This is a genomic window from Aeromicrobium sp. (assembly GCF_036676885.1).
GTDB lineage: Bacteria > Actinomycetota > Actinomycetes > Propionibacteriales > Nocardioidaceae > Aeromicrobium.
Genome location: NZ_JAKFCB010000029.1, coordinates 1 through 5,106, shown reverse-complemented (window position 1 = coordinate 5,106; position 5,106 = coordinate 1). Strand labels below are relative to the sequence as shown.

The following is a 5,106-nucleotide window of genomic DNA, read 5'->3' as shown; positions in this document are numbered from 1 at the left end:
GAGGTCAGCCGTGTAGAAGACCGCGATGATGGTGATCGCGAGCAGGTCGTCGACGATCGCGAGCGTCAGCAGGAACGTGCGCAGGCCCGTGGGCAGGTGGGTGCTGATGATCGCCAGCACCGCAAGCGCGAACGCGATGTCGGTCGCGGTGGGGACCGCCCAGCCGCGCAGGGCGCCGCCGGCGTTGATCGCGGTGAAGATCAGCGCCGGTACGACCATGCCACCCACCGCGGCCACGACGGGGATCGCCGCTCGCCTCGGGTCACGGAGGTCACCGGCGACGAACTCGCGCTTGAGCTCGAGGCCGGCGATGAAGAAGAAGATCGCCAGCAGCCCGTCAGCCGCCCACGTGCCGAGGGAGAGGTCGAGATGCAGTGCATGCGGGCCCACGACGGTGTCGCGCAGCTCGGCGTAGCCGTCACCGGTGTTGGCGGCGACCAGCGCGATCGCTGCCGCGCCGATCAGCAGCGCTCCGCCGATCGTCTCCTGACGCAGGATGTCGGCGATGCGTGCGGCTTCGGGCCACGATCCGCGGCCGAAGAGGCGGGGCGAACGGGTAGGCATGGGGCTCCCTGGGGTCGGCGACAACATGCCGACCAGACTTCCCGGCTCACCTGTTCTGAACCCTACCCGCCGCTGGCAGTGACGTTGCGGTCGGGACACACCGCGAGACGGCGACCCAAACGTCACTCCCAGCGGCGGTTCGCGAGTAGCCTGCGGACATGCCGGACGTCGCGATCGCCGCGCCCAACGAGGCTGCCGCCGACGCCGGCGAGCAGATCGCCCGCGCCGGCGGCAATGCCGTGGACGCGGCACTCGCGGCTGTTCTCGTGACGATGGTCAACGAGATCGGCATCGTCTCGTTGAGCTCGGGCGGGTTCATCACGGTCCAGCCCCAGAACGGCAGTGCGCCCCAGACCGTCGACGGCTGGATGGAGATGCCGGGCCGGGGCCGCAAGCTCGGCGGGGGCACGTGGGACGTCTACACCGAGTACGGCGACGGCGTGACGGTGACGATCGGGCCCGGGTCGGTCGCGGCGCATGGCTCGGTCGCCGCGCTCGGCGCGGCGCATGCGCGGTGGGGGCGCCTGCCGTGGCGCGAGATCGTGGCTCCGTCGATCGACGTCGCCCGCGGCGGGTTCAGGCTCGGGTCGGCCTCGCGTTACTACCTCGAGCACGTCCACGACCTGATCTTCGGTTGGGACGACGAGAGCGACGCCGCGGTCCACGACGAGGACGGCCTCGTCACGACGGGCCTGATCGTGCTGCCCGACCTGGTCGGCTCCCTCGAGCTCATCGCCGAGGAAGGGCCGAGCGCGCTCCACACGGGCGACCTGGCCCGGCTCATCAGCGCTGACGTGCTCGAGCGGGGTGGCATCCTGGGACCCGCCGACCTCGCGGCATACCGCCCGGTCGTACGTCCCTCGCTGCTGAGCACGGTCGGCGACTGGACGTTCGGCACCAACCCTCCGCCGTCCGTCGGCGGGGTCTGCGTGACGGCGATGCTGCGCCTGCTGGACGGTCGGCCGTACGGCGAGTGGGACAACGACGACATCGAGCATCTGGTCCGCGTGCAGCGGGCCGTGCTGGGCCATCGACTCCGCGTGCTCGACCACACCGACGACCTCGAGCGGGACGCCGCGGCGTTCCTCGAGCTCGTCGACCACGACCACCTGGCGGTTCTGGAGTCCGGGTCGACGGCACACGTCTCGGCGACCGACAGCGCCGGCGGCGCGTGCTCGGTCACGGTGTCGTCGGGCTACAGCTCAGGGATGATCGCGAAGGGCACCGGCATCTGGCTCAACAACTGCCTCGGCGAGCAGGAGCTCAACGCGCGCGGTCTGCACGGGCTGCCGCCGGGCACCCGGCTGCTGTCGAACATGGCCCCGACCGTGGGGCGCCACGTCGACGGCTCGGCGATCGCCATCGGCTCGCCCGGCGCCGACCGCATCACCACGGCGATCGTCCAGGCCCTCGCCGGGTTCGTCAACGGCAGGCTCGGCCTCCAGCAGGCCATCAACCACCCGCGGGTCCACGTGCACCGGGCCGGTCGTCCCGAGGAGGTCGTCAAGACCGAGACCGACCTGACGATGTACTACGGCGGTGTCGCCGCGACGCTGCGCCGGCACGACGGGCACCTGGTGGCCGCCGCGGACCCGCGCCGCGATGGTGCCGTACGTCTCGTGCGCGCTGGCCCTCTGCGCGGGACGGATGCGGTTTGATGGTCGTGTGTCCCCGACACCCATCGTCATCGCCCACCGCGGCGTGCCCGGCGAACGACTCGAGCACACCCGCCCGTCCTACCTCCTGGCGATAGAGCAGGGCGCCGACTACATCGAGCCGGACGTCGTGAGCACCAAGGACGGTGTCCTGGTCGTGCGGCACGAGAACGAGATCGGCGGCACGACCGATGTCGCCGAGCGCCCGGAGTTCCTCGACCGCAAGGTCTCCAAGTTCATCGACGGCATCCCGCACACGGGGTGGTTCACCGAGGACTTCACGCTCGAGGAGATCAAGACGCTGCGCGTACGCGAGCGGCTCCCGGCGCTGCGTCCGCAGAACCTGCCGCTGGAGCGCCTCGAGAAGATCCTGACGTTCGACGAGGTGCTCAACATCGCCGAGGACGCCAACGAGGGCCGCGACGAGCCGATCGGCGTCTACGTCGAGACCAAGCACCCAACCTATTTCGCCGGGATCGGCCACGACCTCAACGACCTGCTGATCGCCAATCTCGAGCGTCGCCGGCTCAACCACGTGGGCGCCAAGGTCATCATCCAGTCGATGGAGACCGCCAACCTACGCAGGCTCCGCGACCGCACGCCGTTGCCGCTGATCCAGCTGATGGACCGGCAAGGGGCGCCGTACGACCTCGTCGAGGCACGCGACCGGCGGACGTACGCGGACCTGATGGCCCCCAAGGAGCTGGCGGCCATCGCGGCGTACGCCGACGGGATCGGGCCCAACAAGAGCCAGGTCATCGCCCGTGACAAGAAGTACCGGCTGGCCGGCCAGACGGCACTCATCCGTGACGCTCACGAGGTCGGGCTGCTGGTGCACATCTGGACGATGCGCAACGAGAACAACTTCCTGCCGACGAACCTGCGGACCAGCACCGACAAGGCCGCCCACGGCGATGCCGTGGGCGAGTACCTTGCGTTCTTCGACGCCGGGGTGGACGGCGTCTTCTCCGACTTCACGCGGACGGCGGTGGAGGCTCGCTCTCTGTGGTGGGAGCGTCAGTAGCGTCCCCCGCCACGGTCTGCTGGCCGGCCGGCTGCGCGGCGGGCATCAGGATCCATGCGACGACGTACGCCACGATCAGCGAGCCGAAGCCCAGGACCGTGAGGACAGCGACGAGCAGACGGATCAGGTTGGCGTCGAGGCCGGTGTAGGCGGCGATGCCGCCGCACACACCTCCGACCCACTTGTCGTCACGGCTTCGGGTGAGCTTCTTCATGATCTTCAGGTCCTTCCGGGGTGGTGGTGTCAGTGAGGGGTTCTGCGGCTTCGTGGGCCGGGATCGATCGGGCGCGGTTGGCCGGCCGGGTCTGCCACACCGTGGCGGCGACGCCGAGCACTCCGAGGAGGATCAGCACCCCCGAGGCGGTGAGGCCGAGCTCGCGCGGCGTCAGGATGTCCTGCTTCCACACGGCCCAGTTGCCGACGGCGGAGAGGAAGAACAGCCCGAAGGCCAGGCCTTCCCAGCGGAACGAGTGTCTGGTCATCTGCGGATCACCTCGATGTTCCCGAGTCGTTGGTGGATGTCGAGCGTCAGGGCGGAACCGGTTTCCGCCGCGGGGTAGTCGAGGTCGATGTCGGACCCGTCCGTCTTGCGGTCGAACACCCTGATCTCGCCGGCGCCGAGGTGCGAGTCGATCTCGACGTTGAGCCCGTCCGGCACGAGGACCCGGATCTGGCCGACGCCTGACTCGATCTCGACCGTTCGGCCGAGCAGCGCCGACGGGTTGGACACCCCCGTGAGGTCGACCTCCAGCAGGCCGATGCCGTGCTTGTAGTGCTGCTCGACCTGAGCCGCCGTGAGGGGCTCGGGTCGCTGGTCGCCGATCTTGCCGTCGGGCAGCAGCGAGCCGATCGCCAGGGTGAGGGCGAGCAGGACCCCGAGGCCGATCAGCGGTCCGCCGTTGCCGAACAGGGTGCTGACAAGCAGGCCGACCGCCACGACGCCGAGCGCCACGGCGACGTATGCCGTCCAGTGGGGGCCGTCGTTGTAGGCGTCGTAGATACCCGTCGCGGCCGCAGCGATGGCGGTCACCGACAGCGTGAGCAACGTGAGCGTCCAGGAGCGGTCTCGCCGGGACTTGGCATCCTTGCGGCTGGCGACGAGGCCGGCCTTGGCGGCGGTGAACTCCGCGCCACGAGCTGACTCGTCGGCCGGGTCGACGCCGGGCGGGGCGTACTGCGCCGCCAGCGCGGTCTCGGCCTGACGACGGCGCCGAGGGCGCACCACGAACAGGTAGTAGACGAACGCGATCGGCACGAGGATCCAGGGCGCTCCGCCCCAGAACCAGCCGCCATCGCCGATCACCGCGAGCGCGGCCAGGACGACGGCGCCGACGAGGCCCGCAACACGTACCTGCTCCTCGTTCTTGTCGAGCCGGAACCAGTCGGCGGCGACGCTCTTGTCGTCACCCTCGGCGGGCAGGAGGAACCACGCGGCGGCGTAGATGATGACGCCGGCGAAGCCGACGATCGTCAGCACACCGATGACGACCCGCACGATGACGGGGTCGATGTCGAGGTACTTCGCGGCGCCGGCGCAGACACCGCCGAGCAGCCGGTCGTCCTTCGACCGCTTCATGTCGGTGATGGAGCGGAGCCGGTGCGGGTCGAAGTCGCCGTCCGGTGGCGTGGTGCGGGTGTCTTCTGCGTTCATGCCTCCATCGTCTCCGAGGAGGGCCGTTCGAACCATCGGGTACGACCCTGAAACCCACCCGGGACTGCTCAGGGTGCGGGAGGGACGTTCCTGATGGCGCGCGCGTACGCGTACGTGTGACGATCATGGGGTGACCGAATACCGCCGTGCCTACCGACCAGCCGATCGCCGGCTCGTCGGCGGTGTGGCGACCGGTGTGGCCGAGCACTTCG

At 69.9% G+C, this 5,106-nt stretch carries 6 protein-coding genes; 2 read left to right on the top strand and 4 right to left on the bottom strand.

Annotated features, from left to right (window positions below):
* A partial coding sequence (locus tag V6M46_RS01640) for a Na+/H+ antiporter NhaA (protein WP_332661972.1) occupies positions 1 to 564 on the bottom strand: 564 nt, incomplete at its 3' end.
* Between the two features lie 158 nt (positions 565 to 722).
* On the opposite strand from V6M46_RS01640, the gene V6M46_RS01635 reads away from it, so the two are divergent.
* Positions 723 to 2,222: a gamma-glutamyltransferase gene (locus tag V6M46_RS01635; protein WP_332661971.1), complete on the top strand. Its 1,500-nt coding sequence runs from the start codon at positions 723 to 725 to the stop codon at positions 2,220 to 2,222.
* Between the two features lie 7 nt (positions 2,223 to 2,229).
* Positions 2,230 to 3,243, top strand: coding sequence for a glycerophosphodiester phosphodiesterase (locus tag V6M46_RS01630; RefSeq protein ID WP_332661970.1), 1,014 nt, complete (start codon positions 2,230 to 2,232; stop codon positions 3,241 to 3,243).
* On the opposite strand, the gene V6M46_RS01625 is transcribed toward V6M46_RS01630, so the two are convergent.
* The 3 genes from V6M46_RS01625 to V6M46_RS01615 are packed head-to-tail and all read right to left on the bottom strand — an operon-like array spanning position 3,194 to position 4,894.
* Complete coding sequence (locus tag V6M46_RS01625; RefSeq protein WP_332661969.1) at positions 3,194 to 3,457, bottom strand: PspC domain-containing protein; 264 nt, start codon at positions 3,455 to 3,457, stop codon at positions 3,194 to 3,196. The genes V6M46_RS01630 and V6M46_RS01625 overlap by 50 nt on opposite strands.
* Entirely contained in the window at positions 3,432 to 3,725 is a 294-nt protein-coding gene (locus tag V6M46_RS01620) for a hypothetical protein (RefSeq protein WP_332661967.1), read from the bottom strand. The genes V6M46_RS01625 and V6M46_RS01620 overlap by 26 nt, the downstream gene beginning before the upstream one ends.
* Complete coding sequence (locus V6M46_RS01615; RefSeq protein WP_332661965.1) at positions 3,722 to 4,894, bottom strand: PspC domain-containing protein; 1,173 nt, start codon at positions 4,892 to 4,894, stop codon at positions 3,722 to 3,724. Before V6M46_RS01615 ends, V6M46_RS01620 begins: the two co-directional genes overlap by 4 nt.
* Positions 4,895 to 5,106 lie beyond the last annotated feature (212 nt).